Here is an 18161-nt window from a genome sequence, read left to right as displayed (position 1 = left end):
GATTAGGCCGTGAGCTTGTGCAGATTTGCGTCGTCCCAGATCAGACCGACCGGATCGCCTGGGTTGAAAGGGTTGGTGAAAAACTGGGCTTCGGGCACCATCGCGCTGACCTCTTGGTCACCCGCGACACGGGCTGAAACGGCGACATGCGCCCCTTGGTATTCCACGGCAAGGATGCTGCCTTCCATCCCGCCCGCGCTGGGGTCCCCAATGCCAACGGCATCGGTGCGGATGGCAAAATGGCCTTGCGGGAGGGCGATAACGTTGTGCCCCCCGATGAACTGCGCAACAAAGGCAGTGCGAGGCGCGTTGAACACGTCGCGGGCTGACCCGGCCTGTTCGATCACGGCGTTGTTCATCACGACGATCTCATCCGCCAGTGCCAGCGCTTCGTCCTGTCCGTGAGTGACGTGGACAAAACTGATCCCCAGTTCGCGCTGCAACCTGCGCAGTTCGCCGCGCATTCGGATACGCAAAAACGGGTCGAGCGCGGATAATGGTTCGTCCAGCAACAAGACGTCGGGCCGCGTGATCAGCGCGCGGGCCAGCGCCACGCGCTGTTGTTGGCCCCCCGATAATTGATCCGGCAACCGGTCGCTCAGCGCGCTGAGATCGACAAGCTCCAGCATCTCGCCCGCTTTTGCCAGCCGTGTCTGGCGGTCCTCGCCGCGCATTTTCAGGCTGAAGGCGACGTTGTCGGCCACGCTCAGATGCGGAAACAGCGCGTAGTTCTGGAACATCATCGCTGTGCCACGTTTGGCAGGCGGCAGGTCGGAAATGTCAGACCCACCCAGCAGGATGGACCCGTCCGACACGATTTCATGGCCCGCGATCATCCGCAGGGTCGAGGATTTTCCGCATCCCGAAGGCCCCAGCAAACAGGCGTAGCCGCCCGGCTGAAATTTGTGGTGGATCGCATCAACCGCCACCGTCGCGCCATAGCGCTTGGTCACGGATACCAATTCCAGCTCTTTGTGCGATGTGGTCATTTGGCCCCCGGCGTTGAGTCACTGAATTGGGCGGTGGGGTCCCATGGCAAATCGGAGCGGCGGTTTTCCGGGGCGGATTGTCGGCTGTGCTGAAAATTGCTGCGCTTCCACGCCGTATTGATCAAAAATTGAACACAAAATTGTATACAATCTTTGTTTGTAGTGCGTACGAGCGAAAGCCTTGAGGCGCACCATTGCCTCTGCCATGTGGGAACCCGGAAAGGACGCACATGACCCAAGGCACAGCTTCACACGCGGCGCAGCCCGCGACCGGAGACAGCATTGCGCAGGCACTTTCGCTGGCCATCCACGAACACAGGATCGCACCCGGCACGAAACTGGGCGAGGGTGAACTGGCTGACATCTATGGCGTGTCGCGCACGGTTGTGCGGGCCGCATTGCTGAGCCTGTCGCATATCAAGCTGGTAGATATCCGCCGCAACAAAGGCGCATCCGTCGCCTCCCCCTCTCCTACCGAAGCGCATGAGGTGTTCGAAGCCCGCGAACTTCTGGAACCCCGCACCGCTCACACCGCCGCACGGCGCGCGACCCAAGCTGACATTGCCCGGCTGGAACGTCACATCAGCGACGAACATGCGGCGTTGGATGCCGCCGATCCTGGACGCGCGCTGTATCTTTCGGGTCTGTTCCACACTGAAATTGCGCGCATCGCGGATCAGGCGACAATTGCCGGTTTCATCGAGACACTGGTCGCCCGCTCGTCTCTGATCATCGCGCTCTATTGGCGGCGCGAGAGTGCGCTTTGCGAAAAACATGCCCATCATGCCTTGGTACAGGCGCTGGCGGACGGCAACGCCACACAAGCCGAAGAGTTGATGCGCAGCCACCTTGTCGATTTGCACTCTGCATTAGATCTGCGCGAACGTAACGGGCGCACCCTGTCGCTCAGGGATGCCTTGTCGCCATGACAATACGCGCGATGACCTTTGATGATCTGGGCACAGTCTTGGCGTGGGCCGAAGCCGAAGGCTGGAACCCCGGTCTGAACGATGCAGCGGCATTTCATGCCGCAGACCCCGCCGGGTTCCTGGTCAAAGAGGTCGACGGCGCACCCGTGGCCGCCGTTTCCGTCGTCAATCACGACGCTGCGTTTGCTTTCCTTGGCCTGTATCTGTGCAAGCCGGGCTATCGCGGCCAAGGCCACGGCTGGGACGTCTGGCGCGCGGGCATCGCCCATGCCGGTACACGCTGCATCGGGCTGGACGGAGTGCCCGAACAGCAAGAAAACTACGCCCGTTCCGGCTTTGTCAAACATGGCGAAACCATCCGGTACAATGGTCAGATCGCCGCCCATCGTGACCGCCGCATCCGTCCTGCGACCACGTCCGACGTCGCCGAGCTGGTCGCGCGCGACAGGACGGCATCAGGCATTGACCGCCAAGCCTTTGCAGCGTCGTGGGTGTCCGCAGCACCCAGCCGCCAGACAATGATCCTGACGAACAGGTCTGCGGTCGCCGGTTTCGCGACGTTCCGTCGCTGCGGCATGGGCACAAAGGTCGGGCCGCTTCACGCTGTGTCAGATGTCGACGCCGTTGCACTGCTGGGCGCCAACCCGTTTTCTGCGCCAGGCGCTCCGATGTTTGTCGACGTGCCGGGACGGTCCACGCCTCTCGCCGGGGTTTTGGAGGCCTGCGGTTTCACACCTGTTTTCGAAACTGCCAGAATGTGGACGGGTACGCCACCGAACGCCGAATTGCCGCCATTTTGCGCCATCGCAACCATGGAATTGGGCTAGTCGGGACATGGGCCGTATCCCGGCCCAAACCGCGCGAACATGTGTTGATGTGGATGGCTCCTGATCCGGTCCACGGATCTCGTCTCTGGCATTTTCGGCGATATCAGCAACTGACGCACCATTGTTTACCAGTTCTAAACTCATTTTCCCGAACACTGCGCGCACGGTTTCGCGGTATCGGTATTCGAATGGCATCTTGGCGGCACGTCTTCTTTTTGTTGGGCTTTCTGGGTCTGCTGTCGGCTTGCGTCATTCTTGGCATGTTGTTCTGGATGACCTCTCAAATCGAGCGGACGGAAGAAGAAAAAGCCTATGCCCTCGTGGACCTGAAGCTGAGCGAAACCGCCAAAGCTCTGTCTCTTGCGGTTGAGGATTACGCATATTGGACGCTGGCCCATGACGTGGTAGCCGCGCGCGATGATGCCGGAGTATTGGAAAACCTCGGGTCCGGGGCCACGGAAAGCGCTCTGTTTGACCAGATATTCATCGTTGGACCGGATGGAACACTCCTTTACGCCTTTGACGAGGTTATGGGCGATGAGGCGCAGACGCTGTTCGACCCTGCGGCAGTGTCACCTGTGTGGGCCGCACTCACGCAAAACGACCCTGCCGACTATCTTTCCGTGTCATCGGTGATCGACCGGAACGGACAAGTCTTTCAGGTGGTCGGGGCGTGGATCACGCCCGATGCTATCGCCGATATGCCCGACGCAGAGCTTACCGCGATGTACGGGTTAATTCAACTTGATCAACAGCGGCTTGATGCGCTTCTTGGGGCGACGGACATCACCCGCATTGAGCTGACGCCCTTTGATCCGGTTGCCTCGGATGCAGCGGGCCTGACACTCACAGACCTGAACGATGTGCCGGTTGCCACAGTGACATGGGACATTCAGTCGTTGGGTACGCGCCTGCGGGACAAGCTGCTGCCAAGCGTCATTTTGATCGCGGCAAGCGTTCTGGGCATTTGCGCCTTGGCTGCGCGGTACTTTCGCCTGCAATACATCGCTCTGGGGCAGGCGCGGAAAATTGCGACCACCGATCAACTGACAGGCGTGTTGAACCGCGCCGGACTGGCCGAATCCCTGCGCAGCAAGGATATCCTGCGGAGCCTTGAACGTGGTCATCTTGCGGCGATCTACCTCGACCTGAACAAATTCAAGGCACTGAACGATACCTTCGGACACGAGGTTGGGGATATCGCATTGCGTGTCACCGCCGAACGCATTCAGACGGCTGTCAGAAAGACGGATATCGTCGCCAGATTGGGCGGGGATGAGTTCATCTGCGTCGTCGTCGATCCAGAAGCGGAATCCGCCGCCATCCGCGTCGCCGAACGGATTTTGGCGCTCGCAAAATCGCCGGTTTCGTTCAACGAAAGCGAGCAGATCGTAACCCCTTCGGTCGGCCTGGCCGTTGCAAGCCCCGGCACGGCTTGGGAAACGGTGCTGTCACATGCGGATGCTGCAATGTATTGGTCAAAGCAGAAACAGGCCGATTACCCTGTTCTGTTTTGCAAAAGCATGGACAGCGGGAACGAGAGTTTTGCCATCGCCGCAGCTTGACCCGCTCACCGCGCGTTTGGGACGTGACACAGCGCGAGACGGGTAAAACGGCAGCAATTGAAACCGGTCGCTATGTAACACCAGACTGGGCGCTAGTCCGGCAGACCCAATGCTTTTTTCTGATCCGCCGCCCATTTCATGATTGTCAGATCAAAGGTCAGCGCCATCAACGACACGCAAATACCCAACACGAAATTCTTGCCCAAATCTGTGCCCGCAAGTGTCCGCTGCAATTCTTGCCCAAGGTCCTGCGTTCCGATGAACGCAGCAATGATCACCATGAAGAAGGCAAACATGATCGCCTGATTGAACCCCACCGCCATTGTCGGCAGCGCCAAGGGCAGTTGAACCTTCACCAGCTTTTGCATCCGCGTGGCCCCCGCCATATCTGCCGCTTCGGTCATTTCAGGGGGCACGGTACGCAACCCTTCGATTGTGTAGCGGGTCAGCGGCACCATCGCAAAGATCAGGATGGACATGACAACGGATGTCGCCGTGATGCCAAACAGCATGATCGCCGGGATCAGATAGATGAAGCTGGGGAATGTCTGCGCCGTGTCGCAGGCCAAAAGCACCCGCTGCGACCACTTTTCCGACCGCGCCGCCGCGATACCCACCGGCACACCAATCAAAAGGGCAAGTGTCACGGCCGAGATCACCGAATAGAGCGTGATCACAGAACGATCCCACCACCCCGACAGCGCCACAAGGCTAAAGAAAATCGCACCATAAACCGCTGGACGCTTGCCCCCCAACGCCAATGCAAAGGCCACGACACACAAAATAAAGGCCGGAGTCGGTATCGACAGCAGGAAATCGCGGAACGGGTTCAAAATCCAGACATTCAGCACGTAACGGATGGCACCGGTCGTGTTCTGCACCGGATCAAGAGCCAGAAACTGCTTGATCAGCGTGTCAATTTCCTTGCCTTGGCTAAAGTTCTGCTTGCGTCCGATTTCTGCAAACACCTCCACGAACTGAGCAGCGATGCAGAAAAACACGAACGCGGCCAAGCCCGTCAGCAACATGACATGCCTGCGCCACCACGGCGTATCGCGTTCGAAATGCTCGGGCTGTTTGACAACCCATGCTTTTGACATCCGGTCGAGCGTCACCGCAAGCAGAACAATTGTCACGCCAATCTCGAACGACCGACCCAGCTTGAAACTGCCCATCATCGCCAACAGCTTGGCCCCCAGACCGGGCATTCCGATAAATGCGGTCAGAACAACCATCGCCAGACACAGCATGATGACTTGGTTCACACCCACGAGGATTTCTGTACGGGCTGATGGCAGATAGACATGACGCAGCAGCTGCCATTTGCTGCAACCGCTCATGTTGCCTGCCTCGACCACTTCCGACGGGACCTTTTGCAGCCCCAGCGTCGTCATCAGGATCATCGGGGGAATGGCATAGATCGTTGTGGCCACCGCGCCGGCGGTTGGCCCAACCTTAAAGAAGATGACCGCAGGCAGCAGATACGTAAAGAAGGGCAGCGTCTGTAGTACCGAAAGGATCGGTTTGATCGCGCGGTTCACGGCGGTGTATTTCCACGCAAGGATCCCCAGCCCCAGCCCGATAAAGAACGCAAGCGGAGCCGCGACCATTAGCACGGACATCGTCTCCATCGCGATTTTCCACTGACCGATCAACGCAGTCCAAATGAACGTGCCCGCCCCCAGCGCAGCCATGCGCCAACCGCCAAGATAGTAGCCGATGACGGCGGCCACCGCCGCCACAGCCGTCCAAGGGATCGGCCCAAGATACGGCCAGCGCCGCTTGCCGAACATCAGGTTGGCGGTCACATCCAGCAGCCATTCCAGCCCTTCGGTCAGCATCCGCGTAAAGGCCAACAGGCCCAGATCGTCCTTGATGAAATTGAAGATCACGTCCAGCCAAAGCGCAAAGGGCGGAATCAGCGCCTCGGGGAGACGAAACAGGGCATCCGGCAACAATCCGGCATATCGCAGCAAGGTCAACGCGACGGCAATGCCCACAAGGACCAGCGCCAGTCTGCCACGGGTCCATTGTCCAACCGCAGGGGCCGCGTCCTTGATCGTGTCGGCCACGTTGGCCATCAACTGGCCTCCAGCAAGATATCCAGCGCGGCGATACGGTCCATCCCGCCAATCACAGTGCCGTTCGTGGCAACCGGAATGACAGGACGGGTGTCATGCACCAACAGGCGCGCAAGATCCTGCACCGATGCCTTGGCATCCACCGGCTCCCCCTCGCCCGCCGCGTCGGCCTGCGCCAGAACGCCCGCGTGCACCACGCGGGCCTTGTCGATGTCTTCGGTGAATTTGCGCACGTATTCGGTGGCGGGGTTCAACACGATCTGATCGGGCGTGTCGCATTGTTCGACCGCGCCGTCCTTCATGATCGCGATACGATCCGCCAGCCGCAACGCCTCGTCAAAGTCGTGGGTGATAAAGACAATGGTCTTGCCCAGCATCCCTTGCAGGCGCAGAAACTCGTCCTGCATCTCGCGCCGGATCAGTGGATCAAGCGCTGAAAAGGGTTCGTCCAGAAACCAGATGTCTGGCTCAATGGCGAGGCTGCGGGCGATGCCTACGCGCTGCTGCTGACCGCCCGACAGTTCGCGGGGGAAATACTCTTCGCGCCCTTCGAGCCCCACCAGCTTGACCACCTCAAGCGCCCGTTCGCGGCGCGTGTGTTTGTCCTGCCCGCGCATTTCAAGCGGGAAGGCCACGTTTTCCAGCACCGTGCGGTGCGGCAACAGGCCAAAGGATTGAAACACCATACCCATCTTGTTGCGGCGCAACTCGATCAGTTCCTTTTCGGACAGGGACATGATGTCCTGCCCCTCAACCACGATCGACCCGCCTGTGATTTCGTGCAGGCGGGAAAAGCAACGGACAAGCGTGGATTTCCCCGACCCCGACAACCCCATGATCACCAACATCTCACCGCGCGAAACTTCGATGGACACATCCTTGACCCCGGCGATGTAGCCGTCCGCCCGGATGTCATCAAAGCTGTGATCCGCAGGCATCGACCGCAGATATCGTTCCGGATCGGCGCCGAAAATCTTCCAGACGTTTTTGCAGGAAATCACCGTGTCGGCGGTCATGGTTTTGGCTCTCCTCACCGATCAGGCGTCGGTGTTCAAAACGCCCGCCCGGAGTGTAACCCCGGACGGGCGAAAGGTCTCAACAGGTTTGGATGGCCTCAGGAGGTCCAGCCCTTCCACACATCCGGGTTCGCCTCGAGCCATTCGGCGGCAGCCTCTTCGGGCTCCATCTCTTCGACATCGACAAGACGGGCCATTTCGGCAATCTGCGGGTTGGTAAAGGAGATTTTGGTCAGCACGTCATATGCGCCCGGCCATTTGTCCTTCATCCCGTCCCAAGCGGCCTTCTTCAGGTAGCCGTCGGCAGGGTTGCCGCAATCATACAGCGCGTCCGGGTTCGGACCCACGGCGGGGTCCTTGTCGCAGCCATCGACCCAGACCGGGAATTCGACAAACTCGCCGGGCCAGACGGCTTCGGCAAAGTTGGGGGTCCAGTTGAACACCACCACGGGGCGCTTGTCGGCCTCGGCTGCGCCAATCTCGGCCCAGAGCGCGGCGGCAGAGCCTGCGTTCACCACGACAAAGTCCATACCCAGAGCCTCGACACGTTCCTGACCGTGCTTGAGCCAGTCCACAGGCCCGTCAAGATACCGGCCCTTGTCGCCTGTTTCCGCTGTCGCAAACACGGCGGCACAGTCATTCAGTGCTTCCCAGCTTGGCAATCCGGGGCAGGCGTCCTTGGTCCACATGGGGTACCACCAGTCTTCGCGGGTCACGGCGTCATGGTCGCCCGCATCATGCAGCCCGCCTTTTTCCAACGCAGCCCGGAAGGATGCGCCAAACGCGCCTTCCCACACCTCAAGTTCGAGCGTGACATCACCCAAACGGACGGATTCGTAGACCGCCTGACTGTCTGTGGTAACGAATTCCACGTTGTTGCCCATGGATTCAAAAATCTGGCCGACCACGTGGCTCATCACGATTTGCGAGGACCAGTTGTGGATCGGAATTACGATCGGATCGCTGCTGTCCGCTGCAAGGAGCGACATTGGCGCAAAAGCCATGACACCTGCCGTCAGCGCAGTTGTAAATCTGTTCATTGATAGTCTCCCTAGTGGTACGCGGCTGTTTCGCCGCTTGATCGGCACGGATCGCCCCTGTTGATCGCAGTGGGAAATTGATTCCCGGACGGGCGTCCATTCTTGGTGCGGGCAGTCTTGCACTATTTTCCTATCAATCAAGTTTTTTTCTTGCTGAGTTACATTTGTGACCCCCTGTTGCCGTTGGAAACCCGCTAGGATGTCCGATTTGAAAGGTTCGATGTCGGGTTCCAAAGGCGCAAAACTGCGTTTTCTCGTTTATTCCGAGAGGAGGAGGTCCGATTCCATGCGATATTCCGGATTCAAGGTCATAAAAGAGGCGCTCACAGGCCACAAAGGCTGGACGCAAGCGTGGCGCGATCCCGAGCCGCAAGCGCAATATGACATCGTCATCATCGGCGGCGGCGGACACGGACTGGCCACCGCGCACTATCTTGCGTCGGTCTACGGAGAACGGCGCGTTGCGGTAATCGAAAAAGGCTGGATCGGCGGCGGCAATGTCGGGCGCAACACGACCATCATCCGCTCGAACTATCTGCTGGACGGAAATGAGCCGTTTTATGAGTTTTCCCTAAAGCTGTGGGAGGGTCTGGAACAGGACCTGAATTACAACGCGATGGTGTCCCAGCGTGGGATCATGAATCTGATCCACTCCGACGCGCAGCGCGATGCATTCATCCGGCGCGGCAACGCCATGATCCTGAACGGTGCCGATGCCGAACTGCTGTCCGAGGCGCAGATCCGGCTGGAGTATCCGTTTCTGAACTTTGATGATGCGCGGTTCCCCATCAAAGGGGGGCTGGCGCAGCGGCGCGGCGGCACGGTACGCCACGATGCAGTGGCATGGGGGTACGCGCGCGCCGCAGACAGCCGTGGCGTCGACATCATTCAGAACTGCGAAGTCATCGGTTTTCGCATCGAAGACGGCACATGCCTTGGTGTCGAAACGTCCAAGGGGTTTATTGGCGCAGGCCGCGTGGGCTGTGCAGTTGCGGGCAATTCCAGTCGCCTCATGGCCAAGGCCGGGATGCGCCTGCCCATTGAATCGCACGTCCTGCAGGCCTTTGTCTCCGAAGGGCTGAAGCCGGTCTTGCCGGGCGTCATCACCTTTGGCGCGGGCCATTTCTATGTGTCGCAATCCGACAAGGGCGGACTCGTCTTCGGAGGCGACATCGACGGCTACAACTCCTACGCCCAACGCGGCAACCTGCCGGTTGTCGAGGATGTCTGCGAGGGCGGCATGGCCATCATGCCCATGATCGGACGGGCGCGCCTGTTGCGCATGTGGGGCGGGATCATGGACATGAGCATGGACGGCTCGCCCATCATCGACCGGACCCATATCGACGGGCTCTATTTCAACGGCGGCTGGTGCTATGGCGGGTTCAAGGCCACGCCCGCCTCTGGCTACGCCTTTGCGCATCTGCTCGCCCGGGATGAACCGCACGAGACCGCAACCGCCTATCGTTTTGACCGGTTCCGCACCGGTCACATGATCGACGAAAAAGGGATGGGCAATCAGCCCAACCTGCATTGAGGGGCCGCACATGATCATCAATCACCCTTTGCTTGGTCCACGCGACAGCGCTGAATTTGTCTATCTTGGTGCGGCGACACTGATGGACCGCCCCGACCCGGACACCGCTACAGCCGAAGAGTGGCACGACTATGGATACTTGCGCGACAACCCGGCAGGACCGCACCGCGAGTTGTGGTTTCACGAAGGTGGCGACCGGTCGATCCTGATCGTCACGCGCAACACCACCACGCACGAGATCACGGCGGTCGAACTGGCCCGCACGGTGGGGGCACGGACATGACCCAGAAAAATCGGCTTGGCGGTGGGCAGGTGGATCGCAACACCACGCTGACCTTCACGTTCGACGGCAAGACATACGCGGGACATCCCGGCGACACGCTCGCCTCGGCGCTGCTGGCCAATAACGTGCGCCTGATGGGCCGGTCCTTCAAATACCATCGCCCACGCGGCCCGCTCTCTGCCGGATCGGAGGAGCCCAACGCCATCGTCGAATTGCGCAGCGGCGCACGGCAAGAACCCAACACCCGGGCCACCACGGCAGAACTGTTTGACGGGTTGGCCGCGCGGTCGCAGAACCGCTGGCCGAGCCTTGCCTTTGACGCGATGGCGGTGAACGACAGGCTGTCGGGCTTCCTCACTGCGGGGTTTTATTACAAGACGTTTATGTGGCCAGCGGCGTTCTGGGAAAAGATCTATGAGCCCATCATCCGCAAGGCAGCTGGTCTTGGGTCTTTGTCGATGCAGGCCGATCCGGACACTTATGACAAAGGGTTCCGGCACTGTGATCTGCTGATCATCGGCGCCGGTCCTGCGGGCCTCAGTGCAGCACTGACCGCGGGTCGGGCGGGCAAACACGTGATCCTCGCGGACGAAGATTTTCGCATGGGCGGACGGCTGAACGCAGAGACGTTTTCGGTTGCGGATATGGCAGGGGCCGATTGGGCCACGCAATCCGTTGCCGAACTCAGCGCGATGCCCAACGTCCGCTTAATGCCACGCACGACGGTGATCGGGGCGTTCGACCACGGCATCTATGGCGCCGTTGAACGGATCAGCGATCACGTCGCCGTGCCTGAAACGGGCAAGCCGCGTCAGATCTTGTGGCGCATCTATGCGCAGAACACCCTGCTGTGCGCCGGTGCGACTGAGCGTCCGATCGCCTTTGAAAACAACGACCGCCCCGGCATCATGCTGGCGGCGTCGCTGCGGGCCTATGCAAACCGCTGGGCGGCGACGCCCGCGCCGCGTGTTGCGGTCTTTACCAGCAATGATGACGGTCATCGCACCGCACGGGACCTGCACGCCAAAGGCGTGAAGGTGGCCGCCGTGATCGACACCCGCGCGGACGCGCCCCGCAGCCACGACTATGAGGTGCTGCAAGGCGCGCAGGTGGTCGATACGATGGGTCGCCTTGGCCTGACCTTTGTCGAGGTACGGCAAGCCAACGGCGAAATGCGTACCGTCGAATGTGGTGCGTTGGGTGTGTCCGGCGGATGGAACCCCAACGTCCAGCTGACCTGTCACCAACGGGGACGGCCTGCATGGGATGATGCGCTTGCCGCCTTTGTCCCCGGTGGCACATTGCCGCCCGGCATGGTGGTCGCTGGTGCGGTGGGCGGCCAGTTCTCGACTTATGCGGCACTCAAATCCGGGGCAGACGCCGCGCGTCAGGCGCTTGGCCTTAAAGGGCGCGCACCCCGCATTCCCGATGCTGAGGACGCGCCTGTCGAACAGACCCCGTTCTGGTATGTGGAGGGCTGCACGCGCGCATGGCTTGACCAGCAAAACGACGTCACGGTCAAGGATGTGAAGCTCAGCCATCAGGAAGGGTTCCGCTCGGTCGAGCATTTGAAACGATACACCACGCTGGGCATGGCCACCGATCAGGGCAAAACGTCCAACATGGGCGGCCTCGCCATTATGGCCGAACTTGCGGGCAAGACGATCCCAGAGGTGGGCACCACGATCTTTCGCCCGCCCTATACTCCCACATCAATCGGAGCGCTGGCCGGTCGGATGCGGGGCAAAGAGTTCCACCCCACCCGCCTGACCCCCTCGCATGTCTGGGCCAAGGAGCGCGGCGCGGTTTTCGTCGAGGTTGGCAACTGGCTGCGGGCGCAGTGGTTCCCGCTGCCGGGCGAGACGCATTGGCGGCAATCCGTAGACCGGGAGGTGATGGCCACGCGCGCGTCGGTCGGGGTGTGCGACTGCACCACACTGGGCAAGATTGACGTGCAGGGAACGGATGCCGCGACTTTTCTCAACAAAGTCTATTGCAACGGGTTCGCCAAGCTGGCCGTGGGCAAAACGCGCTATGGCCTGATGCTGCGCGAAGACGGGATTGCGATGGATGACGGCACCGCCGCCCGTCTGGCCGAGGACCATTTCGTCGTGACCACGACCACAGCCAATGCGGGCAAAGTGTACCAGCATATGGAATTTGTGCGCCAATGCCTGATGCCAGAGGCGGATGTGCAACTGATCTCAACCACCGAAGCATGGGCGCAATACGCGGTTGCCGGACCAAACTCCCGCAAACTGCTGCAAAAAATCGTCGACGCGGAGTACGATATCTCAAACGATGCGTTCCCCTTCATGGCCTGTGGCAACATCACCGTCTGTGGCGGTTTGCGCGCGCGGCTCTTCCGCATTTCCTTCTCCGGCGAACTGGCGTTCGAGATTGCCGTACCGGCCCGGTATGGCGATGCGCTGATGCGCAAGCTGATGACGGAGGGAGAAGCGTTTGACGTCACCCCATACGGCACCGAAGCGTTGGGCGCTATGCGGATCGAAAAAGGCCACGCGGCGGGCAATGAACTCAACGGCACAACGACCGCTCTGAACCTCGGCATGGGTCGCATGGTGTCCAAGACCAAGGACAGTATTGGGTCCAAACTGTCAGAACGCCCCGGTCTGAACACGGCGGATGCGCTGGTGCAAGTGGGCCTGCGCCCGGTCGATGCGGCCGACAAAATCACCGCAGGCGGCCACCTGATGCACGCGGACGGCCCGGTCGATGCGGCACATGATCAGGGTTACGTGACCTCTGCCGCCTATTCGCCCACGCTGGGCCACATGATTGGGCTGGGCTTTCTGAAAGACGGCGCAAACCGGCACGGCGAAACGCTACGCCTTGTCTCTCCCGTTACCGATCTCACCGTGAACGTAGAAATCGTATCGGCCCATTTCGTCGATCCCGAAGGAGACCGTGTCCGTGCATGATCTGATCCCCATCACCGCCCTTGGTGGCACCACAGCGCACGTCGACACCATCGGCGACACGACGCTGACCGAACTGCCCGATATCGCCCTCGCCTCTGTCGCGGCGCGGGCGGGTCAGGAAACGGCGTGCGGCGCGAAGCTGCGGGACATGCTGGGCGCAGATGCACCGGCTGCGGGCAAGGCGGTGTTTGGCGATCCTTTTTCGGCGCTGTGGATCGGGCCGGACCAGTGGATGATCTCTGCCGATTTCGCCACCCACGAAGATATTGCGGCGCAGGTTTCGTCACGGTTTGGCCGCTGCGCATCTGTGACGGAACAGACGGACGCCTGGGTGTGCTTTGATCTGTCCGGGGCGGGTGTGAATGCGGTGCTGGAGTTGCTCTGCAATATCAACCTTTTGCAGTTTGCGGCGGGCGACAGCACGCGCACATCGATCCATCATCTGGGCTGTTTGGTAACCTGCATCGAACCGGACCGGCTGGTGCGGATCATGGGCCCCCGTGCGTCCGCCGGGTCTCTGCATCATGCGGTGACGACGGCGATGACGTCCGTCGCTTAGGCGGATGGCAGGGGAACATCGCCCTGCACGCGGAACGAGTTGATGCGGCGCCGGTCCTCTTGCGGGGTGACGCCAAATGCTGCGCGGTAGTGGGTGAGTAGCGGCGTGGCAGAGCTGTAACCGACGGCCTGCGCAATGCTCAGCGTGGTGTCGCGGGAATAGAGCACAAGCTGCCGCGCCGCTTTCATCCGCATCGCGCGGTAATAATGGGTCGGACTGTGCCCCGTCGCCTTTTTGAAGGCGCGTTCGATCTGACGCGGCGTGACATGCAAGCGCTCCGCCACCTCGGCCACGGAAATCGTATCCTCGATCCTGTCGGCAAAGAGGGACGCGGCACGCGCGACCAGATCGGGCAGGTCCGGTGATGCAACGGGGCGCATCGGTACATTTTGCCGGATACCTTCGCCTCTGGCCGTCGGGTGCTGGAACCAGCACGCAACCTCATGTGCCGTGTCAGCCCCCAGCCGATCCTCGATCAGACGCAACGCCAGATCAAAGGCAGAGGCCGCACCGGACACGGTGTAACGGCGACGGTCCATGGTGATGACATCATCTGTCATCTCGATTTCAGGAAAGGCGCTGCTGAACGCAGTCTCGTAGCACCAGTGCACCGAACACCTGTACCCTGCCATTACGCCCGCACGGACCAACGGAAATACTCCGCCACTGATGGCCCCCAGAACGGCACCCTCGCGGTCCAGACGCCGCAGCGCCCCGTCGCTTTGCCGTGGCATTTGAAACACGCTGCCCGGGGCACCCAGCAGAAACAGGATATCCAGATCGGGCACATCGGCGAGCGCCATATCCGGATCAAAGGCGACCCGCGCACTCGACACCGTACGCTGCCCCGTTTCAGACACCAAATGCCAGCCAAACACGTCGGCTTCCGCAATCTCGTTGGCGGCGCGCAGCGGTTCGATCACGGAGGTGAGACAGGCCATGGGAAAACCGGGAAAGACCAGAAATCCGATCTGCATTTTTTCACTCTGGTTCAACTTTTGCGTTCTCAAGGGAAAAATCCGTCTTATGGTGGCTCAGTTTCGCCCAGAACCGAATTGTTTCCCTGGGCATGGCTGCATAGAAAGCGCGCGTTGTGAACAGAGAAAAGTTGGAAGCCGAAGTGGTCAGCAAACTTACGCAGGATCCGCATAGAACGCGTGACGGCGAACGTGAAAAGGTCCTCGAAGTGGCGATCGGTCGTGAGGTGCGCGCCTTTCGTCGACAGCAAGAGATTACGGTCGCCGAACTGTCCCAGATCACCGGCCTGTCCATCGGAATGCTGTCCAAGATCGAGAACGGCAATACCTCCCCGTCCCTCACCACATTGCAGCTCTTGGCCAATGCGCTGTCGGTCCCGCTCACCAGTTTTTTCCGCCGGTTCGAAGAAAGCCGCCAAGCGGTGCACACCAAATCCGGCGAAGGCGTGTCGATTGATCGCGAGGGTACGCGCGCCAACCACCAGTACAACCTGCTGGGCCATATCGGGGCAAATGCCTCTGGTGTGATTGTTGAACCCTACCTCATTACGTTGACGGCGGAATCCGACGTGTTTCCCGCGTTCCAGCACGGCGGGATCGAAACGATCTACATGCTGGAGGGCGAGGTCGACTATCGGCACGGTGATGACGTCTTTGCTCTGAAACCGGGTGATACGCTGTTTTTCGATGCGGATGCGCCGCACGGCCCGGACAAGCTGGTGGCCCTGCCCGCACGCTACCTGTCCGTCATCAGCTATCCGCAGAACACCTGATCACCGGGACAGGGGCGGCTCGGTCTCTAGATCGGGCCAGACACCGGGCGATGTGGGCAGCCCGTCATCGAACTGTGACAGGTAATCAAGCATCATCGGACGGTTGTCGATGAACCCTTTGTATGTGGCCAGTTCGACGGGCAGATCGCGCACCACACGGTGCAGGCGACGCCCCCATTTCGGCATCGTCATCAGATCCTGAAAGCTGCACAGGTAGCAGCGGATCGGGAACACCAGACCGTTAGAGCGTGGCAGACGAAAGAATGTCTGCAATTCGACCCGCAGATGCTGTTTCGCGCCGATGTTCTCGGGTGTCAGCGTCGTCTTTTGGATACCCCATTTGTGATAGTTTTCCGGACTGGTATCCAGCAGCGGGTTGACCGTCATCGTCCAATTGAGCCGCCGTGCAGGCGCGCCCTGCTGGATGTTGAGCAGAAATTTCAGCGCGCGGACAAAGATCCCTTTTTCATGGGCCAGCGGCACCGGTGCGTGCCATTCGAAAAAGTTCATGCCGATGTCGAAATCAAGGCTCCAGTCCGCCTGCGTCGTCACCATCCCGGCGTCCATCCACAGGTTGCCGTCACGCTGATCCAGCACACAGAAATCGCCTTGGGTCTGGCGGGTGATGTATTCCATCGGCCCGTAGGGCAGCGTTGTGTCATCGAGGAACGTGAACGTATCGTCAATGCCTAGCGGCTTGTTCACCCAGCGCCATGTGTCGCCATCGCGGTGCAACTCGAACAGGTCCGGGTAGTCCTCCGATTTGGACACCATGATCAGTTCCAGCAGGTCCCAGCCCGCAAGCGTCATATGCGGCAGCGACTGACAGCGCAGCGGATCGTCCGCCAGCACCATCGCCCGGTCCCGCATCTCGGACACGTAATGCTCGTCCACATCGAACCGTTTTTCATAAACCGACCCTTCGGGCCCGCCGCGGTGCTGTTCCATGTTGACCGCGTACATGTAGCTGTCTTCGTGGAACGGAAACGGAAAGCGTTTGATCGCCCAGTCCGAGTTGTGGAACGAATAGTCGTCGCGGAACGTCTCGTCGTTAAACTGAATGGTCATCGTTCAAGCTCCAATGTCCCGATAAAGCGGCTGACGCAGGGCATGATCTTGTCCCCGCTGGCATGTTGGTCTTCGTCCAGCCAGTGATCGCGGTGCACGAATTCACCGTTATGGGTGACGACATCTGTCTCGCACTGCCCGCACGACCCGCCACGGCACAGGAAGGGGGCCTCGACCCCGACCCGCTCAATCGCTTCCAGCAGGCTTTCGTGTTCGCCCACTGTGATCGTCTTGTCGGACTTGCACAGCCGAACCTGGAAGGGAACGCCCGGCTCTGGGGCCAGAAACTCTTCGGAATGCACATTGGCATCTGGCCACCCCGCAGCCGAGGCGGTCGCGTGCACCCAGTCGATCATGCCCTTGGGGCCGCAAACATAAGCGTGCGTGCCCAAGGGTTGCCCGTCCAGCAGACGTTCCAGATCAATCGCATCGCTCTGGTCGTCGTAATACACATGAACCTTGTTGGGGTGCTTGTAGGTCAGCACGTCGACATAGGTCCCAAGCGTCTCGGTGCGGCAGGCATAATGCAGCTCCCACGCGCCGCCTTGACGTTCCAGTTGCGCGATCATGGACATGAACGGGGTGATGCCGATGCCACCGGCGAGAAACACATGTTTGCGCGCCCGCAGATCAAGCGAGAACAGGTTGACGGGATAGGTGATCGTCATGGCGTCACCCACCGACACGTTGCGGTGCATAAAAAGCGAACCGCCCCGGCCAGCGTCATCACGGCGCACAGAAATGGCATAGGTGCTCAGATCCGCCGGGTCGGACATCAGCGAATAGGGATTCAGGCGGGTCCCGTCGCCGTCTTCCATGGTGACAACCGTATGTGCCCCGCCCGAAAACGGCGGAAACGGGGCGCCGTCACGGCGTTGAAATTCGAACCGTGTCACCAGATCATTCAGAGGCACGACAGCAGACACGACAACCTCGATCTTTTCCGCGCCGGGCTTGGCTTTTTGTGGGGCGGCGCTCATTCATAGATCCCCTTCGGTGCGGGCACATTGCCCGGATCTTCGGCGTCGATGCAGACCCCCTGATAGGCGGCCAGACGGCGCGAATAGTGGTCGCGCACAAACAGGTTCAGCCCGCAATGGCTGCATTGAAACGGGTCGGTTTCCACGTCTTCGGTGATGCCCTTGCAGTGCACGCACTGCATCCGGCGGGCAACGGAGCCGCGATGTTCGGTCTGAATGGCCGTGTGCGGAATACCCGCCTGCATCGCCTCGTTCTGGGCCTGCCCCATCAGTCCTTCGGTCCCGGTCAGGTACACCTGCAACCCCATATGCGCATCCTGCAAGACGCGGCGAATGCGCTGCACCGACGCGGCATAGCTTGGGCCCTCGTAGAACTGCGCCGGGTTCAATGCGCGCAGCTGATCGGCAAAACCCGCGCCGCGCGGGATGTAGATGATGTGGGTCTTGGCCATCAGATCGGGGGTCGCGATGCGCAGGATCGCCTCGGCCCCTTCGGCATCCGCGATCATCAGATGCGCCTTGCCCTGACGCGCCTCAAGCGTGCCGTAGACGGGCCTGCTCTTGATCGACGGGGGAAATTCGAATTTCGACATAC

16 protein-coding genes are annotated in these 18161 nt (G+C 60.4%); 8 read left to right on the top strand and 8 right to left on the bottom strand.

Going from position 1 to position 18161, the window contains the following annotated elements:
* Positions 1-2: 2 nt before the first annotated feature.
* A complete protein-coding gene (locus Q1A85_RS05165) occupies positions 3-989 on the bottom strand; it encodes an ABC transporter ATP-binding protein (protein ID WP_299686050.1) in 987 nt (328 codons plus the stop codon).
* Between the two features lie 230 nt (positions 990-1219).
* Between Q1A85_RS05165 and Q1A85_RS05160 the strand changes: the two genes are divergently transcribed.
* The 3 genes from Q1A85_RS05160 to Q1A85_RS05150 all read left to right on the top strand — a co-directional run bounded on the left by Q1A85_RS05160 (position 1220) and on the right by Q1A85_RS05150 (position 4310).
* A complete protein-coding gene (locus tag Q1A85_RS05160) occupies positions 1220-1918 on the top strand; it encodes a GntR family transcriptional regulator (protein ID WP_299686046.1) in 699 nt (232 codons plus the stop codon).
* Complete coding sequence (locus Q1A85_RS05155; protein ID WP_299686043.1) at positions 1915-2745, top strand: GNAT family N-acetyltransferase; 831 nt, start codon at positions 1915-1917, stop codon at positions 2743-2745. The genes Q1A85_RS05160 and Q1A85_RS05155 overlap by 4 nt, the downstream gene beginning before the upstream one ends.
* A 188-nt stretch (positions 2746-2933) precedes the next feature.
* Complete coding sequence (locus tag Q1A85_RS05150; RefSeq protein WP_299686040.1) at positions 2934-4310, top strand: diguanylate cyclase; 1377 nt, start codon at positions 2934-2936, stop codon at positions 4308-4310.
* Between the two features lie 92 nt (positions 4311-4402).
* Here the strand turns inward: Q1A85_RS05150 and Q1A85_RS05145 are convergent, their stop codons facing one another.
* The 3 genes from Q1A85_RS05145 to Q1A85_RS05135 all read right to left on the bottom strand — a co-directional run bounded on the left by Q1A85_RS05145 (position 4403) and on the right by Q1A85_RS05135 (position 8447).
* A complete protein-coding gene (locus tag Q1A85_RS05145; RefSeq protein WP_299686037.1) occupies positions 4403-6391 on the bottom strand; it encodes an ABC transporter permease subunit in 1989 nt (662 codons plus the stop codon).
* Entirely contained in the window at positions 6391-7407 is a 1017-nt protein-coding gene (locus Q1A85_RS05140) for a glycine betaine/L-proline ABC transporter ATP-binding protein (protein ID WP_299686034.1), read from the bottom strand. Before Q1A85_RS05140 ends, Q1A85_RS05145 begins: the two co-directional genes overlap by 1 nt.
* A gap of 98 nt (positions 7408-7505) precedes the next feature.
* Positions 7506-8447 (bottom strand): ABC transporter substrate-binding protein, encoded by a 942-nt coding sequence (locus Q1A85_RS05135; protein ID WP_299686031.1) that lies wholly within the window; start codon positions 8445-8447, stop codon positions 7506-7508.
* 286 nt (positions 8448-8733) lie between these two features.
* Here Q1A85_RS05135 and Q1A85_RS05130 point away from each other — a divergent pair, with 286 nt between their 5' ends.
* From Q1A85_RS05130 to Q1A85_RS05115, 4 genes are read left to right on the top strand one after another with little or no spacing between them, the layout of a single operon-like run.
* Entirely contained in the window at positions 8734-9984 is a 1251-nt protein-coding gene (locus Q1A85_RS05130; protein WP_299686028.1) for a sarcosine oxidase subunit beta family protein, read from the top strand.
* Between the two features lie 10 nt (positions 9985-9994).
* Positions 9995-10267: a sarcosine oxidase subunit delta gene (locus tag Q1A85_RS05125; protein ID WP_299686025.1), complete on the top strand. Its 273-nt coding sequence runs from the start codon at positions 9995-9997 to the stop codon at positions 10265-10267.
* The gene (locus Q1A85_RS05120) at positions 10264-13209 is read left to right on the top strand and encodes a sarcosine oxidase subunit alpha family protein (RefSeq protein WP_299686021.1); all 2946 of its coding nucleotides are present in this window, start codon (positions 10264-10266) and stop codon (positions 13207-13209) included. The genes Q1A85_RS05125 and Q1A85_RS05120 overlap by 4 nt, the downstream gene beginning before the upstream one ends.
* Positions 13202-13768 carry a sarcosine oxidase subunit gamma gene (locus Q1A85_RS05115; RefSeq protein ID WP_299686018.1) on the top strand — a complete coding sequence of 189 codons (567 nt, stop codon included), beginning with the start codon at positions 13202-13204 and terminating at the stop codon, positions 13766-13768. The genes Q1A85_RS05120 and Q1A85_RS05115 overlap by 8 nt, the downstream gene beginning before the upstream one ends.
* Here Q1A85_RS05115 and Q1A85_RS05110 read toward each other — a convergent pair.
* The gene (locus Q1A85_RS05110; protein WP_299686015.1) at positions 13765-14745 is read right to left on the bottom strand and encodes a GlxA family transcriptional regulator; all 981 of its coding nucleotides are present in this window, start codon (positions 14743-14745) and stop codon (positions 13765-13767) included. The two genes, Q1A85_RS05115 and Q1A85_RS05110, sit on opposite strands and share 4 nt — an antisense overlap.
* A gap of 143 nt (positions 14746-14888) precedes the next feature.
* On the opposite strand from Q1A85_RS05110, the gene Q1A85_RS05105 reads away from it, so the two are divergent.
* Complete coding sequence (locus Q1A85_RS05105) at positions 14889-15518, top strand: XRE family transcriptional regulator (RefSeq protein ID WP_299686348.1); 630 nt, start codon at positions 14889-14891, stop codon at positions 15516-15518.
* Here Q1A85_RS05105 and Q1A85_RS05100 read toward each other — a convergent pair whose 3' ends face one another.
* Genes Q1A85_RS05100 through dmmA form a run of 3 tightly spaced genes read right to left on the bottom strand, consistent with a single transcriptional unit; the run spans position 15519 to position 18159 of the window.
* A complete protein-coding gene (locus Q1A85_RS05100; protein ID WP_299686012.1) occupies positions 15519-16586 on the bottom strand; it encodes a DUF3445 domain-containing protein in 1068 nt (355 codons plus the stop codon).
* Positions 16583-17566, bottom strand: a complete 984-nt coding sequence (locus tag Q1A85_RS05095; RefSeq protein WP_299686009.1) for a PDR/VanB family oxidoreductase — start codon at positions 17564-17566, stop codon at positions 16583-16585. The genes Q1A85_RS05100 and Q1A85_RS05095 overlap by 4 nt, the downstream gene beginning before the upstream one ends.
* On the bottom strand, positions 17563-18159 hold the full coding sequence (gene dmmA / locus Q1A85_RS05090) for a dimethylamine monooxygenase subunit DmmA (RefSeq protein ID WP_299686006.1): 597 nt from the start codon (positions 18157-18159) through the stop codon (positions 17563-17565). The genes Q1A85_RS05095 and dmmA overlap by 4 nt, the downstream gene beginning before the upstream one ends.
* Positions 18160-18161: the final 2 nt, after the last annotated feature.

Origin of the sequence: uncultured Tateyamaria sp. (genome assembly GCF_947503385.1) — a bacterium.
Taxonomy (GTDB): domain Bacteria; phylum Pseudomonadota; class Alphaproteobacteria; order Rhodobacterales; family Rhodobacteraceae; genus Tateyamaria.
Note: the sequence above shows the minus strand (reverse complement) of the source record. Positions and strands in the feature narration are given on the sequence as shown.

Coding starts and splice junctions, on each gene's coding strand:
- Q1A85_RS05095 (WP_299686009.1), bottom strand. CDS start 17,566: ATGAGCGCCGCCCCACAAAAAGCCAAGCCCGGCGCGGAAAAGATCGAG.
- Q1A85_RS05150 (WP_299686040.1), top strand. CDS start 2,934: ATGGCATCTTGGCGGCACGTCTTCTTTTTGTTGGGCTTTCTGGGTCTG.
- Q1A85_RS05155 (WP_299686043.1), top strand. CDS start 1,915: ATGACAATACGCGCGATGACCTTTGATGATCTGGGCACAGTCTTGGCG.
- Q1A85_RS05110 (WP_299686015.1), bottom strand. CDS start 14,745: ATGCAGATCGGATTTCTGGTCTTTCCCGGTTTTCCCATGGCCTGTCTC.
- Q1A85_RS05165 (WP_299686050.1), bottom strand. CDS start 989: ATGACCACATCGCACAAAGAGCTGGAATTGGTATCCGTGACCAAGCGC.
- Q1A85_RS05120 (WP_299686021.1), top strand. CDS start 10,264: ATGACCCAGAAAAATCGGCTTGGCGGTGGGCAGGTGGATCGCAACACC.
- Q1A85_RS05100 (WP_299686012.1), bottom strand. CDS start 16,586: ATGACCATTCAGTTTAACGACGAGACGTTCCGCGACGACTATTCGTTC.
- Q1A85_RS05160 (WP_299686046.1), top strand. CDS start 1,220: ATGACCCAAGGCACAGCTTCACACGCGGCGCAGCCCGCGACCGGAGAC.
- Q1A85_RS05135 (WP_299686031.1), bottom strand. CDS start 8,447: ATGAACAGATTTACAACTGCGCTGACGGCAGGTGTCATGGCTTTTGCG.
- Q1A85_RS05125 (WP_299686025.1), top strand. CDS start 9,995: ATGATCATCAATCACCCTTTGCTTGGTCCACGCGACAGCGCTGAATTT.
- Q1A85_RS05140 (WP_299686034.1), bottom strand. CDS start 7,407: ATGACCGCCGACACGGTGATTTCCTGCAAAAACGTCTGGAAGATTTTC.
- Q1A85_RS05130 (WP_299686028.1), top strand. CDS start 8,734: ATGCGATATTCCGGATTCAAGGTCATAAAAGAGGCGCTCACAGGCCAC.
- Q1A85_RS05145 (WP_299686037.1), bottom strand. CDS start 6,391: ATGGCCAACGTGGCCGACACGATCAAGGACGCGGCCCCTGCGGTTGGA.
- dmmA (WP_299686006.1), bottom strand. CDS start 18,159: ATGTCGAAATTCGAATTTCCCCCGTCGATCAAGAGCAGGCCCGTCTAC.